Here is a 25,448-nt window from a genome sequence, read left to right on the forward strand (position 1 = left end):
GAGTTGTACAGAAGACGAAGGGAGGGCTCATGCTGATTGTTCTGACGGGAATTGACGGCTCAGGAAAAACGACGGCGGCCCGTGCCTTGGTCGATTCGGCTCGCGCTGAAGGACGAAACGCCCTGCTGCTTAGTAATCACGCTGCCCGCCGCCGACTATCGCTGTGGTCTGAACGTTTCGGTTGGCAGCTGCCACCGCGCGTATTGGACGTCATTGAAACCGGCGTTCGATTGTTCAATGTGCTGGTCAATCATGCGCGGGCCCGGCAGTTTGATGGCTTGGTGGTGATGGACCGCCATCTCCACTGCCAGCTGGCACTCCGGGAAGCGTACGGCTTGCGGCGTGGGCGGCTGCTTCCGTGGCTGCTGGAGAAGCTGCCCGCAGCCGACGTTCACGTTCACTTCGACGCAGATCCCACCGTTGCCCACGCGCGGGTCATGGCACGCGGCACGGACAAGGAAACAGTGGCGGATCTGCGGGCGTTCCGGGAGGCATACCGTTCGCTACCCGAGTATGAAAACTTTGTTGTGGTGGACGCCAACGGCAAACCCGGCGACGCCCTGGCCCAGCTGAACCGGGTCATCACCTCGTCCGCCAGCAAAGACGCGGCCGTACCCCCGCCCCTAAACCTGGCTTGACTTGCGCCCCGTCGCTTGCCGGGTAGGCTCACCCCATGCTCAAACGGGGCAATATTCTTGGGGGGAGGCCATGAGCGCGAAAACCAGACGCAGTCTTCTGATGTTCGTGTGCGGATTCGGGACCTACGCACTATTGGTGCGGCCATTGGGCTTTGTCTACGCGATGCTGATCGGCTTTGTTCTTGTAGCGGTGGTTCTGTCTGTAGATCAATTGGTGCAATCGAAACGGATAAGTAGGACGGAAAACCGTGAATCGCACGAACGTGAGCGGCGATAAGGCGAAAATAGTGATTTCAGAGGCCCGAATCAGTCGCGGCTCTCAGAAGGTCATCGCTAGCGTGGTGGGCCTGCTCTGTTTCTTCATCATTGCAACGGCCATTCCCAGCGGAGTTCTGATGATGAGCGCAGCGCTGGTTGCGGCGATTGCGCTCCTGACAGTTTCGGTACTCCGAATAAGCGTGACCATCGAAGCGACAGGCCAGAACCTGACGGTCAAATGTCGGCCGTTCTACTCCAAGACAATTCCGCTGCAGGACATCGTTGATGCCTCCCCTGCGCCATCCAGTTCCATGATCGAAGGCTTCGGCGTCCGGTACTTGGGCCAGCGAACGTGGGGGCTGCTGGTCGGCGGTCCGGCCATCGTCCTGGAGACCCCCAGCCGCACGTGGCTCATCTCCACGCAGGACCCCGAGTCCACAGCAGCGTCCATCCTGACCCATGCTGGCAAACTGAGGGACAGATGACGGCCTATTAAGCCCTCAGTAGAGCGTTTGCTGTTACCCAGGTGGGTGCGCAGGTACGTTATTCCCTCGGCCGCATCAGCGGCGGGTTCAGTACCGCGCGGGTGGGCTGGCCCGGCGTCGGACGCGCCTCGGGGGCGAGCCTGAACAGGGCAGCTGGCCGACCGGCGTCGCCCGTTGTCATTCGTCCTGTGTCCTCCAGGAAGCCCGGCGTTCCGGTGGCTTTTCTGTGGAAGTTCCGCGGGTCAAGGCGCGTCCCCCACACTGCCTCGTACACTGCGCGGAGCTGGGCGATGGTGAATTCCTCGTCGCAGAATGCGGCGCCCAGGGGTGAGTATTCGAGTTTGGACTTTGCCCGCTCCAAGGCGTCGTCAAGGATGCGTGCGTGATCGAAGGCCAGCTCAAGCTTCCCGTCAAGGATGTCCCGCACCGGATACCAGGCGGCGTGTTCGGCGTCGCTGCCCGCCGACAACACCGGAAAGTCCGGTGCCAGGAGCAGGTGCGCCACCGTGAGGACGTCACCGCGGGGGTCGCGCCCCTTCGGGCCGTAACTACCCAACTGTTCCATGTGTCCCGGAAGATGCTCGACGCCGGTTTCCTCCGCGAGCTCCCGGCCGGCTGCCTCAAGCAGTTCCTCGCCAGCGAGAACGAAACCGCCGGGGAGCGCAGGCTTGCCCTTGAAGGGGTCGATGAGGCGGGTGATGAGAAGGACGTTCAACTCGCCGTCGCGCACAGTCAGAGCGACGACGTCGACCGTCACCGGGAAGCGTTCGGGCGCTGGATGGGATGCAGGCATACGTCAATTCTAGATAGTTATCGTCATGTTGACAATAAAGCTTGGTGACTCTATTGTTTAATTATCGTCAACTTGACGAGAACCAAACGAAAGAGGCGAACATCATGGCAATCATCAAGCGCTACCCCTGGATCAGCCACTTCCTTGGCAGCCCCACCGGTTACGTCGTACACCTCCAGAAGGGGACGGTCAGGCACGAGGGCGTGGGTCAGGCATTCTTCTTCCGCCCCGCGAACTCCGTGCTGAGTGAGGTCCCCGTGGACGATCAGGAACTGCCCACCCTCTTCCACGCCATCACCCGCGACCACCAGGACGTGAGCGTTCAGGCCAACGTGACCTACCGCTTCATTGATCCCGTAGCCGTCTCCACCCGCCTCGACTTTGGACTCCAGACCGCCGGCAAAGCACCTGCAACCGGACGCGAGCAGGTGTCCACCATCATCGGCCAGCTCTGCCAGAGCCACGCGATCGACCAGATCGCCACCACCACACTGGCCGAAGCATTGGCACGCGGAGTCAGCCAACTCCGGCTGGTGCTGACCGACGCACTCCGTGCCGACGCGAGGCTCCAGTCCACCGGCATCGAAATCCTCGGCGTGCAGGTACTGGCCATCCGACCCGAGGCCGACGTCGAACGTGCGCTGCAGACTCCAGTGCGCGAACAACTCCAAGCCGAAGCGGACCGGGCTGTGTACGAGAGGCGGGCAGTCGCCGTCGAACGTGAACGCACTATTTCCGAGAACGAGATGGCGAGCCAGATTGAACTCGCCGTCCGGCGGGAGAACCTGGTGGCCCAAGAGGGTGCCAACGCCCGCCGCGCCGCCGAAGAGAAAGCTGCCGCCGGTCTGATTGAGGCACAGGGTTCAGCTGAACGAAAAGGTATTGGCGCCGAGGCTGAAGCACACCAGATCCGGTTGGTGGGCGAAGCAGCAGCGGCCCGCGAAGCAGCAACCATGGAGGTCTACCGCGGCATGGAACAGGCCACGCTGCTCGCTTTGGCACTCAAGGACGCAGCCGGCAGCCTGCCGAACATCGGGAACCTCACCATCACCCCGGACCTGCTCAGCGGAGCACTTGCCGGACTGTTCAAGGAACCCGCCGCTACTGTAGAAGCCACCAAGTAAGGACACGTCATGGCAACCCCGCGCATCGTCATCGTCCACCGGCGGACCGAACTCCAGGAACTCCTGGACCGGCATGCCACCCGGGGCCAGGCCGAGTTTTTCCTCCGCACCCGTGGCCGCAGCATCCAGGACGTACAGGACCGGCACGACCGCCTGACTGACGCGCTGGCAACCATCAGGGCTTCCGTACCATCTGATTGGCGGCAAGCCGAGGTGGAACGCGCAGACCTCAGCCGGTTCCTGCTCACCGCCGAGGACATTATCGCCGTGGTAGGTCAGGACGGACTCGTGGCGAACGTTGCCAAGTACCTGAATGGCCAGCCGGTGATCGGCATCGATCCTGAGCCAGGCGCCAACCCCGGCGTACTGGTCCGGCACACCCCCGCAGCGGCCGCAGCACTTATGGCTAGTGGCGACGCTGCCCGCCTTCGCTGCCAAAATCTCACCACCGTGACGGCAACCCTCGACGACGGTCAGCAGCTTTCGGCGCTCAACGAAGTTTTCATCGGGCACGCCTCACACCAATCCGCCAAGTACTCCATCACGGTTCCGAGCTTCACGGTTCCAGGCGGGCAGAACGAGCGGCAGTCGTCGTCGGGCCTTATCGTTTCCACGGGCACCGGCGCCACGGGCTGGTGCGCCTCGATCGCCTTGGAACGCGGCGGACGGGCCCTCCCGGCGCCCACCGATCCGCGGCTGGCGTGGTTCGTCCGTGAAGCATGGCCCTCCCCCGTCACTGGAGCTTCACTGACCGAGGGCGTCCTGGAAAGCGGCGAGGTTCTGCGGATTACCGTCGCTTCCGATCAGCTGGTGGTCTTCGGCGACGGCATGGAAGATGACCGGCTCACGGCATCGTGGGGGCAGGAGATCACGGTGCAGTTGGGGCAGAAGCCGCTGCGGCTGGTCGTTTGAATGAACCGTGCGGTCATGAGTTGGCGAGTGTGACAACAAGGAAGCACCGGTTTCTTGCGTCTCAATGGTCTAAAGCTCCGCTAGGGTAGGCACACCTGTCGAAATTGAGACCAATGGGGGTCACATGGAATTTGCAGAACGGCTGTCGGCACTAGCAGCAAAAGTCCGTCAACAGCGAGGCATTATTGAGACAGAGGAAGCAACGAAGAATGCCTTCGTCATGCCTTTCATCTCCTCAATCCTTGGCTACGATGTTTTCAACCCGCTGGAGGTAGTTCCCGAGTTCACCGCGGATGTGGGCGTGAAAAAGGGTGAGAAAATTGACTATGCCATCGTCAAGGATGGCGAAGTTCAGATTCTCATTGAGTGCAAAAAATCGGTTGAGCCCGTGAAGATCGAACACGCTTCTCAGCTCTTTCGCTATTTCGCGGTGACGAACGCCAGAATAGCTATTCTCACTAACGGGGAAACCTATCAGTTTTTCACCGATCTCGATGCTCCCAACAGGATGGATGCGAAGCCGTTCCTGGTGCTGGATCTGAACGACATCGATGAAACCCTGTTGCCCGAGCTACAGAAGCTTTCCAAAGATGTCTTCGACCTCGATTCCATTATCAGTGCAGCAGGCGAACTGAAATATATCGGTGAACTCAAAAGGACCCTCGCGGCACAGTTCCGGGAGCCCGAAGATGAATGGGTCAAATTCCTCACTTCACGCGTCTATACGGGCGCGTATACGCAGCGTGTTCGCGAGCAGTTCACAGCACTTGTAGCTAAGGCGACAAAGCAGTTTCTGAATGATCAGGTCAATGAACGTCTGAAGAAAGCACTTGGGGCCCAGGCGTATGCGCCCAGTGACGATATAGCTGCCGCCGCAGTGTCGAGCAAGCCTGTTGCTGAGGCCGATCTAGCAGAGGCAGACGCCTTGGAAACCACTCTTGAGGAAATTGAGGGGTACCAAATCGTTCGCGCTATCGTTTGCAGCGAAGTCAAACCAAACCGGGTCGTCCAACGTGACGCCAAGTCATACTTCGCAGTGCTACTTGATGACAACAACCGTAAGCCAATCGCTCGGCTCCATTTCAATAGAACTCAGAAGTACCTCGGCTTGTTTGACACCAACAAGGAAGAGACTCGCATGCCAATCGCTTCCTTAGAGGAAATCTACGAGCACACAGAACTTCTCCGGGCAACCGTAAAGAGCTACCTCTGATCTCTGGTGGGAGGTGACTGATCACCTCCCACCATGCTTTCACACCAGTTAATCCATTCGGTGTAGCATGGGTGGCTTGCCCGCCTAAATTAGGCTCCGGCACTCCGTTCAGACTCATACGAGGAGCCTCGTGAGCCACCCTGAGAACACTGCCCAGACTTCTACCCCGGCCCCGAACCCTTCTGGAAAGCCCGGCCGAGACGCTCTATGGGGATGTTTGGTGGGACTCCTTGCCGGCATTCTTGGTCTGGTGCCATGGTGGATCACGGGCGGCACACTGCCACTCCAGAACTTGTGGGCCACACAAGTGATGCCAGCTCAGATGCCTCCCGCTCTCCTACCCCTGAGTCAGTACGAAGCGACGACCATTGTCGCGCTGCTGACGGTTGGCGGAGCATTGGCCGGGCTTGCTGTTCGCACTTGGTCACCCGCCCGCCGTCGACTCGTCATGGGGTGCGCGGCTGCCGGTGTTTTCGCGGTGCACTTCACGGCCACCGTTCAATCATTTTCTGCACTTCACCAGGGCCTCGCCACAGGCACCTTGGCCAGCCTTTACTTCGGCGGTCTCCTGGCGGGCGTCGTCGGTTCCGTGATCGCGGCATTTGTTGCCATGCTGCTCATCGCTTCACCCTCCCATGTCAAAGCCACCATCGGATTCGGGCTCATGGCTGTTCCCTTCACTTCCTGGGCGGTGGTTTGGGTAGTGAGCGTGGTGGGATTCCTCAATGTACCCACTGCCGTGCCGACCATCGCACGATGGATCCCCGCCGTCCTGGTAGGTTGTGCGCTGGCTTGGTGTGGTCTCAGGCCCGCCAAGAGGGCGATTGCCTGGGTGCTCAACCTCGTCTTCCTGTGGCTACTTCCGGCGCTGTTTACCGCCGTCCAAGCCGTCCTTGGAACCCGAGTGCTGGCAGGGGATATTCCTGAAATGCTGTCGATGGGCAGGCAAGTTCTGACGGCAGCCCTGGGTCCCGACGGAGGGGCTTTGCCAACGATTTTGCTGGCTCTGGCTATCGGGCTGGCGGGAGTCGGAGTCCACGCTGCCATATCGCGCAGGGGTCCCGGACAGCGGACCAACCATTAGCCGTACGGGAATGGAATCTTGGCAGCGGAAGATGCAAATATATGTATTGCGATGGGGATTGCCAGAACCGCTCGATAGACTCCGTCTCATCGGCCTACACATGGGGGAGTGCACTGAACAAGCAGGGTTTCACAATGGGGGATACCGTGCCGGGGCTCATCATCGACAATGTTGAGAACAGCCCGTACGTGACGGGGATCCTGAGTTTTGATGAACTGAAAGGGATCAGTCTTTTAGTCCCGTTCCTAAATAACACTCCTCAGTTCAAGGCGGTGAGAGGGTGGGTGCGCGAGGGTCGACCGCCGTCAAACCTCCAGTTGCTTACGAGCACTGGCCGGTTCACTTTGTATGGTTGCCGCACCTCCGGATCGTCGCTGAACTTTGGAGGACAGGGGTTCTCGACAGTGAGGGTGACCCCGCAAGAAATCGTCTTTAAGGACCGCGATGGAGACTTTGAAGATGCCTTGGAGGTTACTGAACTTCGCTCGCAACTCGACGGCCTTACTGAGTGGACGAGTATGGGTGCCACTTCGTACTCCGTCGTTGCTGACGAGAAAAATCGCGCTCAGAAGATAAGCGTCGAGGTGGAGTCACCGCCAGCTTGGATCTGGAGTCACGGAGACGTGACTTTTGAGTTGAGCACTGGCTGGAGGACGGATCAAGAGGAGCCGGGTTTCCGTGTACGTGAGTGGGTTTGTCTGACGACGAAGTACGAGACGTCGCGTCCGTGCGCCGACCACTTGGAAGAACAACGCAAGCTTGTCGCGCTTCTGACTCTTATGTACGGCCAACCCATAGCATTCAGGCGTCATGAGCTACGGGACTCCCGATTTAACGCCAAAGTTCTCACCGGGAAGGTCGTCGACGTGCCGTTCTTTGAAATGGTGTCCGAGAATACCGTCTCCGATTACCGGCGCCCCGTGCCGGGGAAACTGAAGGATCCACTAGCCACAGCCTCGGAAGTCGGAATTGAGGGCCTACAGCGTTGGTTGGATGCGTTCGACGAATGGGAGCGTTTAATTCAGCCCGGCGCTGGAACACTGCGGCGGCCGGAGTCTTACGTCGAGGATCATATTGTGAACGCCTCCGTGAGTCTCGAGGCAGCAGGTCACATAATCGGCGAGGTCGAGGGTGAGCGTGATTCGTGGTCGAAGGGGCGGCGGCCTCAGCCCACGACTGCCACGTATGTCTTTCGCAGTCTCTCCACCGTGAATCTCGATTGGTCCGATATATCAGAGTCCCCGCTAGCGCTCGCTAGGGCGATCGCGAACAACTACAACGACGTCAAGCACGCGAACCGAGGCCCAATGCCTCCTGCCGAGCATACGTATGTCGCCGGGAAAGTTGCGCTTCTTGTTGTGCGGCTGTTGGCTTTGCGGCTCATGGAGCCGACTATGAGCTTGATTAGAGCCTTCGGCGAGGAGTGGAAGTTCGGCAGGTTCAAGCAACAGATAATCGACATGAACGTTTACGCCTACCCCGGAGGCAAGTTCGGCCCGCGTCCGCAGGAACAGAACGAGCTCGAAGAAGCGTAAATGGGCGCGTGATGCTGCTCTGATTAACGCATAAGGGTTCTCTCGCGGCCTAGGAAGGGGTTCCTTGGGCTTTGAGAGGGGCCTTATGTTACAGGGCTTCTTGCCGATGGGCTGCTCGTCGTCGTCAAGCTCGATGCCGCAACGGCGGCAAAGAATTCCGCTATTCGAGCCGCGACCGTGGCCAGGGCAGTCGTCCGGCTCGTAGAGAAATCGTTCTCGTTGCGTTCGGTTGAATGGGCACAAAAAAGGGCGACCCCCAAGGGGATCGCTTCTATTTGTGAAAACATTCAGGCGACTACGACGCGGGAGCGGAAACGGACCACAACCAAGAAACTCCTCGTGGAGCCTGCCTGAAGTTTGAAGGCGGGAGGGTTTGTCTTCCCCTCACTCATATAGTCGGCCAGAGTGCCCAAGCATGAGCCCCGCCTGAGGCTGCGCTAGGACCGCAGTGACGGGGCCGGGAGATTGAGGGGATCCTCATTCCCCTCACACTCTTAATCGGCCAGGTTAGGGGTACACGTACTGCAAAAGTCTCTGAGTCTAGGGCTTTGTAGTAATACAAAATGGGTATAACGGTCCTGTAACAAACTGGTTGCCGATGGCCATCGTGGCGCGGACGATTGTCCCGTTTCCGCGCACCATTGCCTTACTTCTTGACGGTGTCTTTAAGTTTAGGTTTGGGGTATGGACCCCGCAATCATTCCGCCTCTGATCACCGGTGGCGTCGCCATTGTCGCTGGTCTAGGCAGCGCCACTCTGTCTGGATATTTCAACCGCAAAAACACGACAGACACGCTCGCCGCAGCAAGGAAGACCACTGACGATCAGTGGCAGCGCACCCAAAAGCGAGAGCATCAAATCTGGTTGCGCGATAATCGCCAGGAATCTTATGTGGCGTTCTTCGACGAGGTGGAGAAGATGACAACACGCCTTCGAAAAGGGGATACAGAGCATATTCCCTTGTCGGAATTGGATGCTGTGGCGTCGCTACGAGGTCGAATCCGGCTCATTGGAACTGACCAGCTACGTGTGCAGTCGCGCGAGGTTCATCTTCTCGTTGGCCAAACGGTCATAGCACGCAATGTGTATGCCCGAGTGATTAAACAGACCACGGAGGACCTTGCATCGGACAAAGAGCGGGAGAGGGAAGCTGCGCTTAGGTGGAAGGCTAAGCTGGAAAAGGCCACGGCAGCTACAACTGAGTTTGTGAACCTTGTTCGTGAGGAACTTGGTACTGCCGACGCAAAGGACGAGGACAAAGGGAAAGAGGCCCTCCAGTCGTAGCCTGGGGCCTCTCTCGGATTAGTCGTCGTCGGGTGGGTCTTGTAAGCGCTCCTGCTCGGCGCGGACGGTGCGCTCGGCGTCCGCGAGTAGCCATCGCCTCCAGTCCTCGGCGCCGGGCTGCTAGCTGAGTTCGAATGTCTGTTCGCCGCCGTAGATGGTCGCCGGCATGGTTTCGTTCGATAGTCGTCATAGCTCCTTTCGGGGGCGTCGGGGTTCAGGCGCGTCGCCAATTTATTCTCGATCCATACTCGCGAAATGTCGCGACCAGAACGAACTTCGATGTAGAGGAGTGCTCGTACTATCTCGCGCTGCTTGTCGAGGTCTAGCTCGTCGAAGCGTGCGAGGACCGTTTCCTTCATTGCGGCGAACTCGCCCATGCTGACGTGAGACTTCATGAGGAGGCCGTGGGCAATATCGAGCAACGCGGAAGCAGCGCCCTTTTCGGACCTTGCCCGTTCGAGTTCCTGCCAAATCGACGAATCGATCAATCCGGAGCTGATGAGAGAGGCATACGCCGTTTTCGACTCGATCGTCCTCAGGTCCGTCAAATGATCGGCTGATCCGATTGCACCGAGCTCGGCAGCCAGTCCGCTCATGCGTGCTCGCTATTCGGCCCGGAATGAGCCGTAACCGGCCGGTTTCACAACGTCGGAATCCTGGCGCCTAGCCCGGTGCCGTACTCCCACCAGACCCGAATATCAACCGTTGTCCCCTTGCAGAGCCTCGGGGTAGGGTGACCGGACCGTCCACCCACATCAACGTCTGGAACAACTCTGGGAGACACCATGACACATGTGAGACGTCAATTGGCTGCGGTCACGGCAGCCTTGGCATTGACCGCGACGAGCGGCGCGATGACCAGTCCGGCCTTCGCCGATCCTCGCGAAACTGACAAGACGGCCACGGCCACTGGCTATGGCGGCGCCGTGAGCACCGTGGATCCCGAAGCCTCCGCAGCCGCAATCGAAGTACTACGAAAGGGCGGCAATGCTGCCGACGCCGCCGTGGCCGCAGCAGCAACCCTGGGTGTTACCGAGCCCTACAGCGCCGGCATTGGAGGCGGTGGCTACTTCGTCTTCTATGACGCGAAGACCAAGCAGGTGGGAACTATTGACGGGCGTGAAACCGCTCCGGCGGGTATCAAGCCGGACGCCTTCATCAACCCCGCGGACCCCGACGGCAAGCCCTACAAATTCACACCGGACCTGGTCACCAGCGGAGTCTCCGTGGGCGTCCCCGGCACGCCCGCCACGTGGGAGCGCGCGCTGGAACGCTGGGGAAGCATGGACTTGGGAGACGCGCTGAAACCAGCCATCAAGGTGGCAAACCGCGGTTTTGTTGTGGACCAGACCTTCCGCCAGCAAACGTTGGACAACAAACTCCGCTTCGACGCTTTCACCTCCACACGGGACCTGTTCCTGCCCGGTGGTGACGCTCCCGCCGTCGGAAGTGTCTTCAAGAACCACGATCTTGCGGCGACGTACAGGCAACTGGCCAAGGAGGGCACTGACGCCTTCTACGGCGGCCCTCTCGCCGAGGAAATCGTCAAAACCGTGCAAGCTCCACCCAAGACGGCAACAACAGAGCTGCCTGTCCCCGTTGGTTCCATGACCACCCAGGACCTGGCCAACTACAAGGTGGTGGACCAAGATCCCACAAAGGTTGAGTACCGGGGGTACGACGTCTACGGCATGGCTCCTTCCAGCAGCGGCGGCACCACGGTGGGTGAGTCCCTGAACATCCTGGAAAACTACGACCTCAAGGGCATGACGCCAGTGGATGCCCTGCACCACTACTTCGAGGCCAGCTCGTTGGCCTTCGCGGACCGCGGCGCTTACGTTGGTGATCCTGCTTTCGTGAAGGTCCCCACCAGCACGCTGCTGGACGACGTCTTCGCCAAGGAACGCTCCTGCGAAATAGATCCGGCGGCGGCAGCTCCCAAGCCAGTAGCCCCCGGCAACGTAGAAACGTACGACGGCGCGTGCCCGGCTGCTGCTGCACCGCTCGCCAATGAGACGGATACAGAGAACATTTCCACCACCAACCTGACGGTCGCCGACAAGTGGGGAAACGTGGTGGAATACACGCTGACGATCGAGCAGACGGGCGGTTCGGGAATCGTTGTTCCAGGCCGGGGCTTCCTGCTGAACAACGAGCTGACTGATTTCAGCACCGTCTATGACCCCAAGGACCCCAACCGGATCGAACCGAACAAGCGGCCGCGGTCCTCGATGTCGCCCACCATCATCTTGAAGGACCAGAAGCCGTTCCTGGCACTGGGCTCCCCCGGCGGATCGACCATTATCACCACTGTGCTGCAGACCATCCTGAACCGCGTGGACTTGGGCATGACGGTTTCGGAGGCCTTGGCTGCCCCGCGGGCTGCACCCCGGAATGGTGCAACCATCAGCTCGGAGCCAGCCTTCATTGACGCGTACGGCCCTGCGCTGGAGTCGTTGGGGCACGATCTGGTTCCGGCCGGGGACGCTTTTACGTCCGCGGCTGAAATCGGGGCGGCAACCGCCGTCGAGTTCAATCCGGACGGATCGTTGACCGCGGCAGCCGAGCCCCAACGCCGTGGCGGAGGTTCGGCGATGGTGGTAAAACCGGCAAAGCCTGGAAAGTAAACCTTGGCGCAGTGGATCCATTCACGGTTGGCGGTTTTTCCTGACCTCCCGGTTAAACCTCCACAGTGTCACCAATGACGCGGCCGCTATGAAGATCCCGGAAAGGATGGACCACCACGTTTGCTCTGAATCGGAGACGAAAACGGTCACGGCATAGGCGCCCAGGACCAATGCCAGAAAGAGCCATACCAACGGACTGCGGTTCATTGCGAATTCCTTTGTTGAAGTAGATGAAATGTCATGCCAGATCCCGCTTCAGGAACATCCCGAACGCAACCGCTGTAACCACTACAAGCCAAATCATGGCCCCTGCAAAAGAACCTGTAGCTGGTATGTGGATTGCTACGTGGTCAGCCCAGTCAGCGGCCAAGACTGGGAAGAGGAATTGTTCGACGTTCCTTGAGGTGGCTGATAGGAGGTCAGGAAGTACCAGGCTCAACGGCACCGCGAAGAGGCTCACCATGTGGCTCCGGATGAGGGATCCCAGCGCAAAGCCCCACATCGATCCCATAGCGGCCGTGCCCGTGAAAGCCAGAACTGCATTAGGTGTAATTCCCCAAGCGCTGTCCATAAGTTCTCCGGAAACTCCGAACAGCACTCCTACGGTTGTTCCCGCAAGGAGCGCCGCCAGGACGGTGCTGACTAACCTGGCAGTGAACGCCGGTGCGCGCTGAAACAGCAAGACCCTGCGCGTGAAACAGCCCGCCCTATAGTCCGAGGTAAAGGAGAACGACCCCATCACCGCAGCCACTGTGAGCATGAGCGACGTGCCGGCTTGACGGAGAACAAGGTCGAACCCCGGTGATGTTTGAGATTCCAGTCGCGCCATGCCAATGAGTACGCCCACGAGCCCTACCACCAAGAGGGCGCATAGGGCTGATCCCAGCCACAACCAGGGCCTTCTGACGTCAGAGAGAAAGGCTGACACCATCTAGAACTCCTTCCCTAGGAGAAGACGCACGGCACATAGACCTGCCGCCATGAGCCAGCCAAGGGATACAAGGAGAGCAGGAAATGGTGCCAGAAGTCCGTCGAAGGGCAGGGACGCAATTCCCGCCAAAGCTCCGGAGGGAAGCCAGCGCGCTACTTCCGGTGCACTTGCCATGAGTGGCACCTCGACGGCCAGCGGAATCAGCAGGGTGAGTATGGTGGTCGCGTAGTAGTGCCGGATGATCCAACCCAGCGAACATCCCCACAATGAACCCATGGTCGCGGCCAGCACCACACCCGGCATCTGGTTCCAGGACTCTGCCGCCAGCAGTTTGCCCAGAACACCTGGGGGCAGTGAAAACGCCGCACTTACGCCCCAAAGCACTGTTCCTGTGGTGACCGTAGCGAGGCCAACAATCGCTGCGGCCAAGTATTTGGATATCAGCACCTGCTTCAGCCCTGACAACACCACACTGCGCCGGAGTGTTCCGTAATAGGATTCCCGGGTGACCACATAGCTTCCTGCGAACGTAGCCACGGGTGCAATGCTTGCTGAAAGAGTCCAAAATGTCCGGACGTTGTCCGCGGCGGATAGCCCTTCTGAGTTATCTGGCCAGCCCAGGAAGTTTGCAACGAACCAAGGGACCAATGCGGTAAAAGCCAGAATGCCGAGCACTGAATAACCGCTGACATACCGCAGGAGCTCTGAACGGAGTCCACTGCCCATGGAACTTACTGCCGTTCCATTCACCGGTTGCCCTCCAGAATCTTGAAGTACGCGGATTCCAGGCTGCCCCCACCGAGCGCTTTGGCCTCCTTGAGGGTTCCTCGAAACAGGGTCCTTTGCCTGAGAACCACAACCTCGTCCGCAACTTGTTCCAACTCCATGAGTTGATGGCTGGAAACGAGGGCGCTCCCGCCGGATGCGGCGAATTCCCGGAGGAACCTCCGGAGCCACTGGACACCCTCAGGGTCCAGGCCGTTAGCGGGCTCATCAAGAACAAGCATCTCCGGACTGCCCACCAATGCGGAAGCAATCCCCAGACGTTGCCGCATTCCCAGCGAGTAGTCCCGTACCTTCTTGTTTCCTTCAGCTGCGAGATCCACCAATTCCAGTACGCGCTCCACAGTCTCCGGCTCAGCCCCCACGGCCAGCCGGCAGATCTGCAGGTGCCGGCGTCCTGTCAGCCCGGGCTCCACGTCCATTCCGTCCAGGTTCACGCCAACTTTGGTGGCGGGCCGGGGCAGTGTCCGGTAGTTACGCCCGAAGACGGTTGCACTTCCCGACGTGGCCTCCACAAGGCCGGTCAGCCCTGCGAGCGCTGTGCTCTTTCCCGCCCCGTTGGGTCCAATCAGGCCCACCACCCGCCCGGCCGGGACATCGAAAGTTAGGTCTTCAACAGCAAACCGCGGGCCTCTCTTCTTACTAAACGCCTCGAAGCTGGCGTGGACAATCATGAGTGCCCTCCCTTGGATTCGGTGGTTTGCCCGGACTGCACTGGCCACAGCGGCGAATTCATGGCCGTGTCCAGCAGCCACTCCCCCAAGCTCATCTCCCGCTGGCTTGTCACTTCAGCACGACCAGACGAGGACAGGTTCATGCCTGATTCCAACTCGCTTGGGTAGGCAAGTACCGGCAGGTTGTTCCCGGCCAGTGCAACCGGGGCGATGGTGTCCAGCGCTGCCATGGCGTTCGACGGCGGCGGGTCACCAATGGTGGCCCGGCCCAGGTTCTCGTGGATGATCATTCCCTGCGATTGGAGCGTGACGTGATCGCCGGGTTCGAACGCGGCGCCGGAACCTTGCAGCGGTGCCACGATATTCAGTTCGCCGTTTACGTAGGTGTAGCCGGCTACGGTCACGGGTCTTACTGGAATGGAGGCTATGAGTGCTCCGGCGGCCACAACACCCAAACCGACAACCAGAACCTGCCTCCACGCTGGGCTTCCATTCTTGGTTGCTGCACGGAAAAAGGCGACGACACCCTTGGCGGCCATCACCATCAGCAGGCAAAGAACACCGAAAACAACCAGGTGCCCTGCATATCCAAGTTGCAGGAAGATGGGCACAAGCCTTTGGTAGCCGATCACCATGAAGGCAATCCCTGACAGGAAGCTTGCTAGACCGAACCAGGGCAAGAGACCTTGGTTCGGAATACAGCGCCGGGATCCGAGAACGCGGGAGCTGACGACGTCGGCCAGCGCATCGATCGATTTCTTCCGGAGATGGGGAAGGTCTACGGCGGACATCAAAGCCACGTAACCGTCCAGTTTGATGAAGGGAAAGAGGTTCAGCACCGCCACGGCGTAGCAAATCAATCCGTAGAGAACAGCTGCGTCCTTCACTGATGACTCCGGGAGGAACACTTGCACCGCCATCACAATGCTCCCCAAGGCAACGTGCACCAAAGGACCGGCAAGGGCGACGAGCACCCGCTGCCTGCGCGAACTTAGCCGCCACCCATCGGTAACATCGCAGAAGAAGGCTGGTGAGAGGTAGAACAGCATGATCCCGATCCGCCGCGGTGTGCCCCCAAAGTAGGTAAGCGCCATGCCATGGCCCAGTTCGTGCAGCAACGTCGACGCGAACATCGCTGCCACCACGTACAGATAGGCCTCCATAGGAAGAGGGGTAGACAGGACACGCCACATGCTGTGCCCCGCAAAAGACGCACCGATCAATCCGCTGAGCAGGAGAAGCAACGCTGTGACGGCGCCTGCAGGTCTGATCATGGCTGTGACTGCCGGGCGGAAACTCTCCAACAGCTGTGCCGGATTGAAAAGGGTGAACTGCACTGTGAAGGGCGGCCTGAACTGAATCCGTCGAGTCTCAGCCGGCCCCGCGCCGTCGTCGAAAATTCCCGTGTGCGCCAGCTGGCGCACAATCCCTTCCACGTCCGCAGGCGTCCAAAGTGGTCCCAGTAGCTGGGCGATCTGGGCCGGTTGCATGGAGCCGTCCACCGCTTTCAAGACATCGGCGACGTCGGAGGAGACCCGCGCTTTCGGCACGCCATTGATGGCGACAATCCACGGCCCGCCTTCCTGCAACGGCCGGTCGATGGAAGCTGCCGACGCGAGCTGCACCGGCCACTCGAGCCCGCCATGTACAGCCTTCCCGGGCCTGCTCATATCAACGGATGAGGCGTTGCAGGGCAGCCCGGCATCACGAACAGCTCCTTGGTCTCGTCCATGGTCAAGGGAACAGCCCCCGGGCAGATGGTCTTGCCGGCCGTCCAACCCAGCTCTTGGATAGCTCGAGGAAGCCTATGCGTGAGGTTGACCCAGTGGGTGCGAATGTTTCGTCCGGCCAGGTACTGCACCAGACCATCCACGTCGGGCATGGGCCGGCATCCAGGAAAGCTGGATGGTATGAAGGACCCAACCCACTGCCGCAATTCGGTTACCGCCGGTGCAGTCGTCCAGAAGTCAGCGCGGGAATCGTCGTCGGTCACGGGTGCATACGTCCCTGCGGTGGGCGAGCGGCCGGAATCCGAACCGGTTGGGACCCGCCCGGCAGAAGGCATGCGTGTATGGAACAACTCCCGGATTTGGAGCCCTTCTTGAAGCGCTCCCCTCAACGCCACCACTGGGTCCGAGGCAGATTTGAGTCCCACAGCGCCGAATCCGGCTGAACCGTTTTCCTCAGTAATGATGCACACGGCGGTCAACAGCGGAGCATCGTTGCTCGGAATGAAGGCGAGGATGGGCTCAACACCGGCTGCCCGGGCAGCCACAAGGAGCAGACTAAGTCCTCTGGTTTCAGATGACTGGCGCACCATCACGGGCATGCTCTCTGCGTCGAACTTTTCCAGTGGGATCCTCTGACGCCACGCTGTAAGAAAGGCGTCGCGTTCCATGACTTCTGCGATCCCGGAGCGCTGGGCGAAGGATTCCGAGGGTCCGGACGCCGCACCGTTGGGCGAGGGATCGAAGTACCTTTCCCACGGTTTCGTCTGTCCGCATCCAGGGGAGTAATCCACAACAGGGGCGGGAACTAGCGTGGGCTCGCCAGTCAGCAAGTCGATGGCACGGTACCAAGGGAAGTCCCAGTGCAAGGCGGAGGCGCATCCCAGGCCGGCGCCGACAAAGTCAATCCTGGTGCCGGGGCTGCCGTTCCCGGCCAGCAGATACTCGGAATCTTCCGGCACGGGAACCAGGGCGAATCGTTCAACCGCTTCGCCGGCACCTCTCGTCAGAGACGCCCGCTTTGTGACATCAAAGGCCCCTACTGCAGAGGCGATCCGAGCACCCGGTGTGCTGTTGGCTAATCGCCCCACGGTTCGCCACAGCCCCACGTCATTGGGCACATAGATGGAGGCTTCAGACACCAGCCCCAGGGAAGGGTGCAGCGTCCGTACGGGATCTACGCTCATTTGCCGCAAACCCATAGCTCCACATCATTCAAACCCGGGCTTGGCGACGCTATCCGTACCGGGCGGCGCTCAATAATCTTGAGTCCTTCTGCAGCGATCTCCTCCTCGAGGAGGCTGTTGCTCAGGAAGGCGACGTCGCTTGCGTAGGCGGAGGATCCATATGTCCCGTCCAAGCCAAAACTGACATGGATCATGGTCACGTGACGCGCTCCGTTGGCAGCGTCCCGGCCTTCCGCAGTGATCAGGAACGAATCGTCCCCCAGAGCTGAAACCGTGCAGCGGCCTACACTGCCTAGTGGGGCTTGGTGGTTGTCCGCGTTCAGGACCGTCAGTAGGAATTGACCGTCCGGCGTTAAACATTCGCGCACTCTGCGGAACAGCTCCCAGCGCCCCGCCGGATCAAGGAGCGTGATGGAACTGGCACCGAGAACCACACAACCGAAACCGCCGTCGATCTCAAAGCGGGACATGTCCGCCTCCACCAGTTCAACCTTTACATCGCGGGGGTTGAAGGCCTTGGTGTCTGTCTTCTCCTTCAGCATGGCCAACATTTCCGGTGACGAATCGACTGCGGTGAGCGGACGCCCCAAGGCAAGGAGGGGTCGCGTGATCCGTCCGGATCCTGCCGCAAGTTCCAAGATAGGCCCGGAGGTTTTCCGCGCAGCGGCCAGGATCTCGGGAAGCTCGGTGAGGTCGTTGGCGGTGATCTGGTCGTAGAGTCTCGATCCCGAAACGCTATACAAATCCTCAGGAGGATCGACGTGTCCAAGGATCCGCAAAATGGCGTCGGCGGTCTCATCTGGTGCGGTGTTCATCAGCTCGTGCTCTCCGGGAGTCGGTGTGGTGGTGTGGGTGCACGCGGGTGGTGGCCAAGATGGCACCACCCGCGTGGACTTGCTTAGGTAGCGGCGAGGCCGACGACGACGCCGGCAATGATGATGACGTCACCAACGCGGATGTACCACGGTGTATCGTCCGGGGTGTCGAGGTTTTCCAGCTCTTCGATGGTCAGCTGAAGGTTCGAGGCTGCGATCATTGAATTCTCCTTTCTTAGGTCTCTGGATACGGAGCGGAGCTTGTGTAGCGGACCCCTGATTAGGTGATGCTGACGGCGATCAGGCCGATGGCAACTCCTTGGGACACACCGATGAACCAGTTGTTGAAGTCCGGGGTATCCATCGACTCGATCTCCTGGACGGAGATGTTGAGCTGATTTTGCATTCGTTTTCACCTCCCTTCAGTGCGCGTTTTGAGTTAGCTGCGCGATCAGGTGATGGCCACCGCGATGCCCACCAATGCCAGTCCCGCCGTGATGCCCTTGATGCGTTCGTCCCAGTCGTCCGGAACGTCCATGGCCTCCAGCTCTTGGATGTTGAGGTCCAAGGCTTTGAGTGCTGTGCTGTTCATGTACTCACCTCCTTCCTCTTGTCGCTCGTAGATCACCCGATTGGGCGGACAAGACTGTGTGTCCTCGCCGCGCTATGGAGGACGTACTGAATCTGCGCGGCGTCAATGCCGCGAAGCATGGGCAGTGATCCGCCCCAATTTCGGATAGCAGCTTCCGTGGTTCGGAGAAGCGTTTCGCCGCCGATGTTCTCGAGTCCGGCGATACCCCACCGCCGCATCAGGTGGTTGATACCCTGAGCCGGGTCCGGGTCCAGCTCAGGGACCGCCTCGGTGACCACGGACCACAGTTGTTGGAGCCTCCGGCGGTCACCCCAGGCTGCTGCACCGTTGGTAATTTCGGCCCAGATAGGCCCGATCACAGACGCTGTCGCCGTCATTTTTCTCGCCCCTGTCACGTACGCGAGCTCGTTTGCGAGGTACCAGTGCCTTGCCCCATAGGGGTTGCGGCCCATGAGTGCCCATCCGGTGTGCGTCTCCATGCTGAGGCGGGCCGCAGTTAGGCGGAGTTCCGCCGTATCGTAAAGAGTCAGCCGCTCTCCCAACCGGACCATCCGTTGGATGAGGACATGGCCGTCGTCGTCAAAGATGCTGTGCTGGCTGCCAACCATGGTCCCCGCCACTCTCAGCAGAGCTTCAAGCAGACCTTCGAAAACCAGATACTTGGGCAGGGTGGCCAGGTGCCCGGCGTCGAGCATTGCCACGTCACCCACCAAATTGCGCGTGGCAATCAAGCGGCGTCCGACGGCGGTGTCCAGGCACGCTACAGCGCTGACTTCAGCGCCGGTACCCACCGTGGACGGCATGAGAATGGTCTTCGGACGATCGTTGGGGTTAGTGATCGGCGGCAACACCAACAGTCCGGAGCGCTTGGCGTGGCGCTCAGCGAATATGGTCAAAGCGGGATCAGCGGTAAAGATTGCGGCGAGCTTTACCGCGTCAAGGACTGAACCGCCGCCGAGTCCCACCACCGTCTGAAGTCCGTTTTCGCGGATGAAGCGGCCCACGGTCCTCAGCGTTTCCACGGTGACGGGCTCCGCAGTCAATTCCAGGACAGCTGAACCTTTGAGGTCACCTTCAAGAAGTTTGTCTCGGTGCACTTTGAGGTCCCGATCGACTACCAAGCCCGTTCTGCCGCGAGTGAGGCCGCCCACGTACTTTGGTGCCGTCCCGTCGTCGGCAATGACGCAACGGGTCCTCAAGCCGTGATCGGCAATCACTCGAAAACTCCGTCGCGTTCGGCACTGAACAGGCCTGCCTTTACCGCGGCCCGGAGCTCTGCAAAGTTGTCCTCCGTGTAAGTCAGGGCAGGCAGCAGTTGGATCCGCCCAGGCCCCGGCTGGACTATGGCACCGGCTTGATGAATGTTCCTCACTACAGTCAGGACGCCGTCCGAAGAGAGCGGCATGCCGTTTTTCGCGTGAAGCTTGAGGCCGCGCATACAGCCGCGACCCGTTGAGTTACCTACTCCCGGGGTGTGTTGAAGGTCTTCAATGACTGTGTTGAGACCCTCAGCCACCTGCTTGTTCAGGGTGTGGTGGTCCAAGCGCTTCATCTCAGCGATGGTGCTGAGGATCGCGGCACATGTTGCCGGAGTTCCAGCTTGGGTTTCCCCGTGAACAAAGATGGACTCTGATGCGTCAAAGAGTTGGGTTACGCGGTGGGCTATCAAGAGGGCGGCGCAAGCGCTGGTGCCATTGGTCAGGCCCTTTGACGTGATAATAATGTCCGGCTGTTGAGGCCATGCATCCGAGGCGAACCAACCGTTCACCCTGCCGAAGCCGGTGGCAACCTCGTCGGCGACCACCAGGTAGCCGTGGTGGTCCCGGTGTTTGATGACCTCCTCAATGAAGCCGTCCGGCACTGATTCCGCGCCTGAACCCAGGACCGGTTCCATGATGACGGCCGCGATCCTGTGCCCTTCCCTGTGCATCAGCCGGGTGAGTTCCGCGCCGTCGTCGTCGAATCTGATGTGGCGGATATTGCGCCGGTCCACGCCGTAAACTGCCTGTCCGAGTTCATCACCGCTGAGGGCCTGGCTTCCATAGGTCAGCCCGTGGTAGCTGCCACTCAGGCCAACAATGAGCTTCCTCTCGGGCTGGCCGTTCAAAACAAAATACTGGCGGGCGAGCTTCATCGCTGCGTCATTGGCCGCACCGCCAGAGGTGGAAAACACCACTCGTTGGAAGTCATGTGCAGGCAGACTCAGGAGGGCCCTTGAAGCCTCGATCGCTTTCCGGTGGGACGTGCGGAACAGCGGAAGGTAGGAGGCGGCGTGAAGTTCCGTAGCCACGGCTTCAGCTATTTGCTGGTTTCCGTAACCGAGATTGGTGTTCCACAGGCCGCTCTTTGCGCAGATCCGTTGCTGGCCGTCCTCGAAGGTGACATGCACGCCGTTGGCGCTGACCGCCGTGTAGCCGGCCTCGTCGAAGTCATGCTGGGTGGTTAGCGGAACCCAGAGGGGAAGTTGTGTCCGCGGGGTTGGCAGGACCGGCTCAACAGTCATCGGCCCGCACCCATGATGTCGATGCCCAGCTGTTCAAAATGCGTGACCACCGCTCTGGCGGCACTCTCAGCCACACCAGCTGAAACCTTGAGTGCGGGTGCCACCACCCTGGCAGCAACCTTGATGTCTCGCATGGTGGAGACGGCCTCAATAATGGCGGCGGCGTCCGTGCCGATCTTGAAGAGCCGGCCTGTCTTAGGGTCCAGCAGAGTGTATTCGGCAGCCCGCTTGAGGATAAAAGGAGCGTCCGCTGACGGGAGGCCGTCATTGAGAGTGGCGCCGTAAAGACTGGTGCCGAATCCGACCAGACTTGTGGTGGCCCGGTCTTCACGGGGAATGAACTTCCAAGCATCCAAGGCGGCCAGGTAGCGCGGGATCCAGGTCCTGGCCTCAAGGGAGTCCTGAATGTCCCAGGGGTAGTAGACAGCGGCAACGGCGGACTCCGGCCTCAGAGAAACGGCCCGGACCCTGATGTCCGGAAGCGAGTCACCTACCTTGCCGATTTTGGTTCCATAGGGACCGGACCTGACGGAACCATCCCAGGTGATGTGAAGCCGCGTCAGCAACAGGGTGTCCTTCGCGGCCCCGCTCAACAACCCGCGCTCCGCCAGAACGGCGTTGACCTCAGTGAGTTGCTGGACAAAATGACCGGAGCGGACAGCTTCTTCTGCATCGTCGAAAAAGGCTTGCCAGTCCTCCTTGGTGGTGATCCTGACTACCGTCACACCCACCAGATTGACGAACGGGATAGCCACATAGTCCTGAATCTCCAAGCTGAGGGTGCCGTCCACCAGGAGCTCTTCCCCCGCGGCGTCGAATGACCCCGATGCCGTGACGATGCCGTCATCGGCTTTGTCGCCGTTCAGAACCAGAACCGTAGAGCCTTCGCCGGCGAGAGTCTTCGCGTAATCGGCGTGCTCGGGATTCTCAACAAAAATAACGTGACCCGGTATCCGTCCGGGTACCCCTGTGATCCACTGATCCACAGCGGCGGCAATGCTCTGTTGCTGACTCAGCTTCATTTCCCCAACCCCATAGTTGTCTTCACCGGCAGCTCCGCATTTAATCCGGGGCTGCGTTCTGAGAAGGACACTATGGGCGGGTTCAGGGCCCACAGGGCGGAAAGGCGAAACTAGGTGGTGATTTGGCCGAAATTAGGGGTCAATTTGGAGCAACTAGGTGGCGTTTTGGGATGGCCTAGGTGTGCGGAGCCAGCGTCTGATTGCATGACTTCGGGCTCGGCTTGGGAGCCGCTATGCTGGGCCCTCGCCGATTTGGGGACGTCTGAACATGAAGAAGAAACACGGTAAAAGTGCCAACAGCTATTGGCTGACGCTGGCTGGCTGTTACGGGCTGACCATCGGCGCCGCCACCATGGCAGCGATGCCGTGGCTTTTGATTGTGGGCGGCGTTTTCATCGTCTTCCCCTTGATCGTGGGGTTCTTTTACGGCCAGATCGGCCGGAAGGTCCAGTACCACCTCGCCCCGGAAAAACCGGCGATCGTCATCACAGCCACGGCATTTGCCATCGTGGCGATGTTCCTGCGCGGCTCACCCATCGTCGCCTGGGCCGGGCCACTTCTGGGCTTTGCCACCTTCGTCGGCACGTACCTTTGCCTACGCCGTTATGGTCACTTCCATCGGAGTGCCCCCGAGTTTTCGCTCAATCAGGAAAGGGAGCACGCAGGCTGATCTCCGGCGGTCAGGCTCGCGTCATCGGTCGCCGGTTAGCATGCCTTATGGAATCCTTCACCTGGGCTAAACCCTCCACTGATCACTCGGCACGAACCAAGGTAGCCGTCCTGCTTCCCGGTTCCGGGTACCCGGTTGAGGGCCCAGTCCTCTTCTGGGTTGGTGAAATGCTGGGAGCACTGGGCTGGCATGTTCAGGCTGTCCGGTGGACTCCTGACGATTTGCCCGGTGCTGGCCCTCAAGAGTTCGCGGCGGCTGCCGCTAAGACGGCTTTCGCGGCCGCACCAGACGCCGATCAACGATTGATTGTCGCCAAGTCCTTCAGCACCCTGTGTATCCCTTGGGCCGAGGAAGAGCGCATCCCGGGTATCTGGCTGACGCCGCTGCTCACAGACGAGAGGGTCAGAAGTACTATCAGCATGTCTTCAAAGGACGATCTCTTTATCGGCGGTTCATTGGACAAGCTGTGGGACGGCGGACGTAAGTCTGAGAGTGCCGGGACGTTCTTTGAGGTGCCCGGGGCCGATCATTCCCTGCAAATCCCGGAAGACTGGCGGGCCTCCCAGCTAGCTCAAACCGAGGTGTTCGATCGGATAGAGGCGTTTGCGGCGGGGCTGCCCTCTACTACATAACTGCGCGGCCGACGCCAGTGGTTGTCCCGTCAGATGAAACCTAAACGGCCTAGAAGCTTGTACGCTTCGGTGTCCTCGCATGTTTGCATGGATAGCTGCGTCACGAACTCCAAGCTGCACGCACTCGATAGTGGGAGCATCGACGCGCCCCTGTAAGCGCATTCAGGCATCTTGGGTTCGGTTTACAGGCGGACCGTCGGCGCAGCACTTCTGTGCTGATACAGCAGCGGCTCCCTTGTACGCAGGCAGATGGTACGACGTATTGGGGGATATAGGCCTATGGCGGCATGGGGGACAGCAGCCGTGGTTTTGTCGTTCGCGCGGTTTACATGAGGAAGCCAAGGGCTTCCTCGGCGGGTGTGGCTGCCGTGGCCGTAAGCCTGGCCGCGCTTCAGCTCGGTAACGGTATGGCCGTTGGGCTCATTGGAGCTGCTGGCGCAGGAATTGCGACGTGCCTGAGAGTAGGAATCGGAGCTTTGGCGCTCCTTCCTGCCCTCTGGTTTGTAAGATACTCCGCTGTGGTATCCCTGCGCCGCATCGTCGGCTACGGTGTCGTTTTGGGATTGATGCAGCTTTGCTTCTATCAAGCAATTTCCCATATTTCGCTGTCTCTAGCGGTTTCCATTGAATTCATTGTCCCCTTGGTACTCGGCTGTCTGCGTACGCGCCCTCGGGCGGTCCGGCTTGCGGTTTTGGGCGCCGTGGCAGGACTTTTCCTCATCGTGGACTTCGCCAGCCGACCGGATCCCGCGGGAATCCTGTGGGCCGTGGCTACCGGGATTCTGTTGAGCGTTTATATCAAGGTGGGGACGACTATGCCGACTGCGTCCCATCCGCTGGCAGTGTTATCCAAGGCTTTGTGGTTCGCGTTCCTAGTTGTTCTAGCAGGGCAGATCCTAACCCCAGTTCCTGACTTGCAGACAGCAGACCGGTGGGTGGGCCAGGCGCTTGTCGTGGCACTGCTGACCATAGCCGCGTTGGCTGCGATCGTCGGCGTACTAGGCCTTAACCAGTACTTGGACGGCCGACAGATCACGGGGCTGATCGTTCTCACCGGGTGTGCCGTACTTAGCGTCTGGACGGATGCTCGCGCCCAAACAAGCAGACAACTGAAATCTAAAAAACGAGGAGCATAAGTTGAAACCAATGAATTGCTGTGGCACCCACCTTGTCTGACTCGTTCCTCCACACGTGCCGGGACTGAGAGGGATGCGTTTGTGGCTGCTGTGGGTTCCACGTTGCGTGCCGGTGCTCCAATTCTTCAAACCCCGCATTTGTCAGTTGATAACATTTTCGCAGCGGACCGGTAGGTGATATTTCCCACTTATAGGTGGCTAATCCTTGGGGCCTCAATCGATTCATGAGTGCGTATAAATCACTTTCACGTTCGCTATATTCTGGCCAATATATGGCCCGATGACCGCCTTCGGAATAGGACTCGTCGTGATGGCCATTGCTGTCGCAGTAGATCGATTTATTGGGTTGCGCCGAAGGCAACGGCTAATCGCGGGAGAGCATGAGTGAACGCACTTACGCCACCAGCCGCCCCTCCGGACGTTGACGCAAGGACATCACAACGAGCGCGTACAGCAGCCCCCGGGCCACACCGAACAACCACGGGAACGGCAGATCAAAGCCTAGCCAGAACACTGCTTCGACAGGTAGGAGTGCCAGCCCGAGAATAAGCCCAGACCGGCGTCCCTTCCATGCGAGCCAAGCAGCCCACGACGCCACCAACACCACAATCAGGAATGCCATCAGCAGCGTCACGAAGACCCAGCCGTCCAGGCCGTCCCACGGTCCCGCGTACATCGGGAACAGGTCCATGAACATTGGTAGATACCCGTTTTGGAGGAGGTAGATGCTGACTGGAATCGCAGGAATCCCGAACGCCGCCGCGTAAATCCAGGTCAGCACGGCCGCCACACGCGCTTTCTGCATAGCCTTCCCTCGATTCGG

28 protein-coding genes are annotated in these 25,448 nt (G+C 59.8%); 12 read left to right on the plus strand and 16 right to left on the minus strand.

Going from position 1 to position 25,448, the window contains the following annotated elements:
• The first annotated feature begins 29 nt into the window (after positions 1–29).
• Both ACZ5J0_RS16360 and ACZ5J0_RS16365 read left to right on the plus strand, forming a co-directional pair.
• Positions 30–638 (plus strand): nucleoside/nucleotide kinase family protein, encoded by a 609-nt coding sequence (locus tag ACZ5J0_RS16360; RefSeq protein ID WP_464093561.1) that lies wholly within the window; start codon positions 30–32, stop codon positions 636–638.
• 248 nt (positions 639–886) lie between these two features.
• Positions 887–1,381 carry a hypothetical protein gene (locus ACZ5J0_RS16365; RefSeq protein ID WP_464093562.1) on the plus strand — a complete coding sequence of 165 codons (495 nt, stop codon included), beginning with the start codon at positions 887–889 and terminating at the stop codon, positions 1,379–1,381.
• A 58-nt stretch (positions 1,382–1,439) separates the two neighbouring features.
• On the opposite strand, the gene ACZ5J0_RS16370 is transcribed toward ACZ5J0_RS16365, so the two are convergent.
• The gene (locus ACZ5J0_RS16370) at positions 1,440–2,174 is read right to left on the minus strand and encodes an NUDIX hydrolase (protein ID WP_464093563.1); all 735 of its coding nucleotides are present in this window, start codon (positions 2,172–2,174) and stop codon (positions 1,440–1,442) included.
• A 104-nt stretch (positions 2,175–2,278) separates the two neighbouring features.
• On the opposite strand from ACZ5J0_RS16370, the gene ACZ5J0_RS16375 reads away from it, so the two are divergent.
• From ACZ5J0_RS16375 to ggt, 7 genes are all read left to right on the plus strand, one after another.
• A complete protein-coding gene (locus ACZ5J0_RS16375) occupies positions 2,279–3,298 on the plus strand; it encodes an SPFH domain-containing protein (RefSeq protein ID WP_464093564.1) in 1,020 nt (339 codons plus the stop codon).
• A gap of 9 nt (positions 3,299–3,307) precedes the next feature.
• Positions 3,308–4,210, plus strand: coding sequence for a diacylglycerol kinase catalytic domain-containing protein (locus ACZ5J0_RS16380; protein ID WP_464093565.1), 903 nt, complete (start codon positions 3,308–3,310; stop codon positions 4,208–4,210).
• 124 nt (positions 4,211–4,334) lie between these two features.
• Positions 4,335–5,423 (plus strand): type I restriction endonuclease, encoded by a 1,089-nt coding sequence (locus ACZ5J0_RS16385; RefSeq protein ID WP_464093566.1) that lies wholly within the window; start codon positions 4,335–4,337, stop codon positions 5,421–5,423.
• 220 nt (positions 5,424–5,643) lie between these two features.
• A complete protein-coding gene (locus ACZ5J0_RS16390; protein WP_464093567.1) occupies positions 5,644–6,507 on the plus strand; it encodes a hypothetical protein in 864 nt (287 codons plus the stop codon).
• A 134-nt stretch (positions 6,508–6,641) separates the two neighbouring features.
• A complete protein-coding gene (locus ACZ5J0_RS16395; protein WP_464093568.1) occupies positions 6,642–8,042 on the plus strand; it encodes an ApeA N-terminal domain 1-containing protein in 1,401 nt (466 codons plus the stop codon).
• Positions 8,043–8,726: 684 nt separating this feature from the next.
• Complete coding sequence (locus ACZ5J0_RS16400) at positions 8,727–9,326, plus strand: hypothetical protein (protein WP_464093569.1); 600 nt, start codon at positions 8,727–8,729, stop codon at positions 9,324–9,326.
• A gap of 785 nt (positions 9,327–10,111) precedes the next feature.
• A complete protein-coding gene (gene ggt / locus ACZ5J0_RS16405) occupies positions 10,112–11,953 on the plus strand; it encodes a gamma-glutamyltransferase (protein ID WP_464093570.1) in 1,842 nt (613 codons plus the stop codon).
• Positions 11,954–11,974: 21 nt separating this feature from the next.
• On the opposite strand, the gene ACZ5J0_RS16410 is transcribed toward ggt, so the two are convergent.
• The 13 genes from ACZ5J0_RS16410 to mpaB form a co-directional block, all read right to left on the minus strand.
• Positions 11,975–12,160 carry a SoxR reducing system RseC family protein gene (locus tag ACZ5J0_RS16410; protein ID WP_142937930.1) on the minus strand — a complete coding sequence of 62 codons (186 nt, stop codon included), beginning with the start codon at positions 12,158–12,160 and terminating at the stop codon, positions 11,975–11,977.
• Positions 12,161–12,191: 31 nt separating this feature from the next.
• Positions 12,192–12,884 (minus strand): hypothetical protein, encoded by a 693-nt coding sequence (locus ACZ5J0_RS16415; RefSeq protein ID WP_464093571.1) that lies wholly within the window; start codon positions 12,882–12,884, stop codon positions 12,192–12,194.
• Positions 12,885–13,421 (minus strand): hypothetical protein, encoded by a 537-nt coding sequence (locus tag ACZ5J0_RS16420; RefSeq protein ID WP_243753322.1) that lies wholly within the window; start codon positions 13,419–13,421, stop codon positions 12,885–12,887. It abuts the gene before it with no gap.
• A 209-nt stretch (positions 13,422–13,630) separates the two neighbouring features.
• Complete coding sequence (locus tag ACZ5J0_RS16425) at positions 13,631–14,341, minus strand: ABC transporter ATP-binding protein (RefSeq protein ID WP_166842337.1); 711 nt, start codon at positions 14,339–14,341, stop codon at positions 13,631–13,633.
• The gene (gene mpaP / locus ACZ5J0_RS16430; RefSeq protein ID WP_464093572.1) at positions 14,338–16,011 is read right to left on the minus strand and encodes a daptide biosynthesis intramembrane metalloprotease; all 1,674 of its coding nucleotides are present in this window, start codon (positions 16,009–16,011) and stop codon (positions 14,338–14,340) included. Before mpaP ends, ACZ5J0_RS16425 begins: the two co-directional genes overlap by 4 nt.
• On the minus strand, positions 16,008–17,255 hold the full coding sequence (locus ACZ5J0_RS16435) for a YcaO-like family protein (RefSeq protein ID WP_464093573.1): 1,248 nt from the start codon (positions 17,253–17,255) through the stop codon (positions 16,008–16,010). The genes mpaP and ACZ5J0_RS16435 overlap by 4 nt, the downstream gene beginning before the upstream one ends.
• Complete coding sequence (mpaM, locus tag ACZ5J0_RS16440; RefSeq protein WP_464093574.1) at positions 17,252–18,070, minus strand: daptide-type RiPP biosynthesis methyltransferase; 819 nt, start codon at positions 18,068–18,070, stop codon at positions 17,252–17,254. Before mpaM ends, ACZ5J0_RS16435 begins: the two co-directional genes overlap by 4 nt.
• Positions 18,071–18,153: 83 nt before the next feature.
• Positions 18,154–18,291, minus strand: a complete 138-nt coding sequence (locus ACZ5J0_RS16445) for a daptide-type RiPP (RefSeq protein ID WP_160147629.1) — start codon at positions 18,289–18,291, stop codon at positions 18,154–18,156.
• Positions 18,292–18,350: 59 nt separating this feature from the next.
• The gene (locus ACZ5J0_RS16450) at positions 18,351–18,476 is read right to left on the minus strand and encodes a daptide-type RiPP (protein ID WP_274595832.1); all 126 of its coding nucleotides are present in this window, start codon (positions 18,474–18,476) and stop codon (positions 18,351–18,353) included.
• A 45-nt stretch (positions 18,477–18,521) separates the two neighbouring features.
• Positions 18,522–18,662 carry a daptide-type RiPP gene (locus ACZ5J0_RS16455; protein WP_160147628.1) on the minus strand — a complete coding sequence of 47 codons (141 nt, stop codon included), beginning with the start codon at positions 18,660–18,662 and terminating at the stop codon, positions 18,522–18,524.
• 32 nt (positions 18,663–18,694) lie between these two features.
• Positions 18,695–19,879, minus strand: a complete 1,185-nt coding sequence (mpaC, locus tag ACZ5J0_RS16460; protein WP_464093575.1) for a daptide-type RiPP biosynthesis dehydogenase — start codon at positions 19,877–19,879, stop codon at positions 18,695–18,697.
• Positions 19,876–21,165: a daptide-type RiPP biosynthesis aminotransferase gene (gene mpaD, locus ACZ5J0_RS16465; protein ID WP_464093576.1), complete on the minus strand. Its 1,290-nt coding sequence runs from the start codon at positions 21,163–21,165 to the stop codon at positions 19,876–19,878. Before mpaD ends, mpaC begins: the two co-directional genes overlap by 4 nt.
• Positions 21,162–22,187, minus strand: coding sequence for a daptide biosynthesis RiPP recognition protein (gene mpaB / locus ACZ5J0_RS16470; protein WP_464093577.1), 1,026 nt, complete (start codon positions 22,185–22,187; stop codon positions 21,162–21,164). Before mpaB ends, mpaD begins: the two co-directional genes overlap by 4 nt.
• A gap of 268 nt (positions 22,188–22,455) precedes the next feature.
• Between mpaB and ACZ5J0_RS16475 the strand changes: the two genes are divergently transcribed.
• The 3 genes from ACZ5J0_RS16475 to ACZ5J0_RS16485 all read left to right on the plus strand — a co-directional run bounded on the left by ACZ5J0_RS16475 (position 22,456) and on the right by ACZ5J0_RS16485 (position 24,625).
• Positions 22,456–22,857 carry a hypothetical protein gene (locus tag ACZ5J0_RS16475; protein WP_238703337.1) on the plus strand — a complete coding sequence of 134 codons (402 nt, stop codon included), beginning with the start codon at positions 22,456–22,458 and terminating at the stop codon, positions 22,855–22,857.
• A 47-nt stretch (positions 22,858–22,904) separates the two neighbouring features.
• Complete coding sequence (locus tag ACZ5J0_RS16480) at positions 22,905–23,489, plus strand: hypothetical protein (RefSeq protein WP_243753320.1); 585 nt, start codon at positions 22,905–22,907, stop codon at positions 23,487–23,489.
• A gap of 329 nt (positions 23,490–23,818) precedes the next feature.
• On the plus strand, positions 23,819–24,625 hold the full coding sequence (locus tag ACZ5J0_RS16485; protein ID WP_464093578.1) for a DMT family transporter: 807 nt from the start codon (positions 23,819–23,821) through the stop codon (positions 24,623–24,625).
• Here the strand turns inward: ACZ5J0_RS16485 and ACZ5J0_RS16490 are convergent.
• Both ACZ5J0_RS16490 and ACZ5J0_RS16495 read right to left on the minus strand, forming a co-directional pair.
• On the minus strand, positions 24,606–24,851 hold the full coding sequence (locus ACZ5J0_RS16490) for a hypothetical protein (RefSeq protein WP_464094744.1): 246 nt from the start codon (positions 24,849–24,851) through the stop codon (positions 24,606–24,608). The genes ACZ5J0_RS16485 and ACZ5J0_RS16490 overlap by 20 nt on opposite strands.
• A gap of 168 nt (positions 24,852–25,019) precedes the next feature.
• The gene (locus ACZ5J0_RS16495; RefSeq protein WP_464093579.1) at positions 25,020–25,430 is read right to left on the minus strand and encodes a hypothetical protein; all 411 of its coding nucleotides are present in this window, start codon (positions 25,428–25,430) and stop codon (positions 25,020–25,022) included.
• Positions 25,431–25,448: the final 18 nt, after the last annotated feature.

Source organism: Arthrobacter sp. DualSoilB13 (genome assembly GCF_055389195.1).

Excerpts from the sequence above, each read along its gene's own strand:
- ACZ5J0_RS16360 (WP_464093561.1), top strand. The coding sequence starts at position 30 with ATGCTGATTGTTCTGACGGGAATTGACGGCTCAGGAAAAACGACGGCG.
- ACZ5J0_RS16370 (WP_464093563.1), bottom strand. The coding sequence starts at position 2,174 with ATGCCTGCATCCCATCCAGCGCCCGAACGCTTCCCGGTGACGGTCGAC.
- ACZ5J0_RS16375 (WP_464093564.1), top strand. The coding sequence starts at position 2,279 with ATGGCAATCATCAAGCGCTACCCCTGGATCAGCCACTTCCTTGGCAGC.
- ACZ5J0_RS16380 (WP_464093565.1), top strand. The coding sequence starts at position 3,308 with ATGGCAACCCCGCGCATCGTCATCGTCCACCGGCGGACCGAACTCCAG.
- ACZ5J0_RS16385 (WP_464093566.1), top strand. The coding sequence starts at position 4,335 with ATGGAATTTGCAGAACGGCTGTCGGCACTAGCAGCAAAAGTCCGTCAA.
- ACZ5J0_RS16395 (WP_464093568.1), top strand. The coding sequence starts at position 6,642 with ATGGGGGATACCGTGCCGGGGCTCATCATCGACAATGTTGAGAACAGC.
- ACZ5J0_RS16400 (WP_464093569.1), top strand. The coding sequence starts at position 8,727 with ATGGACCCCGCAATCATTCCGCCTCTGATCACCGGTGGCGTCGCCATT.
- ggt (WP_464093570.1), top strand. The coding sequence starts at position 10,112 with ATGACACATGTGAGACGTCAATTGGCTGCGGTCACGGCAGCCTTGGCA.
- ACZ5J0_RS16410 (WP_142937930.1), bottom strand. The coding sequence starts at position 12,160 with ATGAACCGCAGTCCGTTGGTATGGCTCTTTCTGGCATTGGTCCTGGGC.
- ACZ5J0_RS16415 (WP_464093571.1), bottom strand. The coding sequence starts at position 12,884 with ATGGTGTCAGCCTTTCTCTCTGACGTCAGAAGGCCCTGGTTGTGGCTG.
- ACZ5J0_RS16425 (WP_166842337.1), bottom strand. The coding sequence starts at position 14,341 with ATGATTGTCCACGCCAGCTTCGAGGCGTTTAGTAAGAAGAGAGGCCCG.
- mpaP (WP_464093572.1), bottom strand. The coding sequence starts at position 16,011 with ATGAGCAGGCCCGGGAAGGCTGTACATGGCGGGCTCGAGTGGCCGGTG.
- ACZ5J0_RS16435 (WP_464093573.1), bottom strand. The coding sequence starts at position 17,255 with ATGAGCGTAGATCCCGTACGGACGCTGCACCCTTCCCTGGGGCTGGTG.
- mpaM (WP_464093574.1), bottom strand. The coding sequence starts at position 18,070 with ATGAACACCGCACCAGATGAGACCGCCGACGCCATTTTGCGGATCCTT.
- ACZ5J0_RS16445 (WP_160147629.1), bottom strand. The coding sequence starts at position 18,291 with ATGATCGCAGCCTCGAACCTTCAGCTGACCATCGAAGAGCTGGAAAAC.
- ACZ5J0_RS16450 (WP_274595832.1), bottom strand. The coding sequence starts at position 18,476 with ATGCAAAATCAGCTCAACATCTCCGTCCAGGAGATCGAGTCGATGGAT.
- ACZ5J0_RS16455 (WP_160147628.1), bottom strand. The coding sequence starts at position 18,662 with ATGAACAGCACAGCACTCAAAGCCTTGGACCTCAACATCCAAGAGCTG.
- mpaD (WP_464093576.1), bottom strand. The coding sequence starts at position 21,165 with ATGACTGTTGAGCCGGTCCTGCCAACCCCGCGGACACAACTTCCCCTC.
- mpaB (WP_464093577.1), bottom strand. The coding sequence starts at position 22,187 with ATGAAGCTGAGTCAGCAACAGAGCATTGCCGCCGCTGTGGATCAGTGG.
- ACZ5J0_RS16475 (WP_238703337.1), top strand. The coding sequence starts at position 22,456 with ATGAAGAAGAAACACGGTAAAAGTGCCAACAGCTATTGGCTGACGCTG.
- ACZ5J0_RS16480 (WP_243753320.1), top strand. The coding sequence starts at position 22,905 with ATGGAATCCTTCACCTGGGCTAAACCCTCCACTGATCACTCGGCACGA.
- ACZ5J0_RS16485 (WP_464093578.1), top strand. The coding sequence starts at position 23,819 with ATGAGGAAGCCAAGGGCTTCCTCGGCGGGTGTGGCTGCCGTGGCCGTA.
- ACZ5J0_RS16490 (WP_464094744.1), bottom strand. The coding sequence starts at position 24,851 with ATGAATCGATTGAGGCCCCAAGGATTAGCCACCTATAAGTGGGAAATA.
- ACZ5J0_RS16495 (WP_464093579.1), bottom strand. The coding sequence starts at position 25,430 with ATGCAGAAAGCGCGTGTGGCGGCCGTGCTGACCTGGATTTACGCGGCG.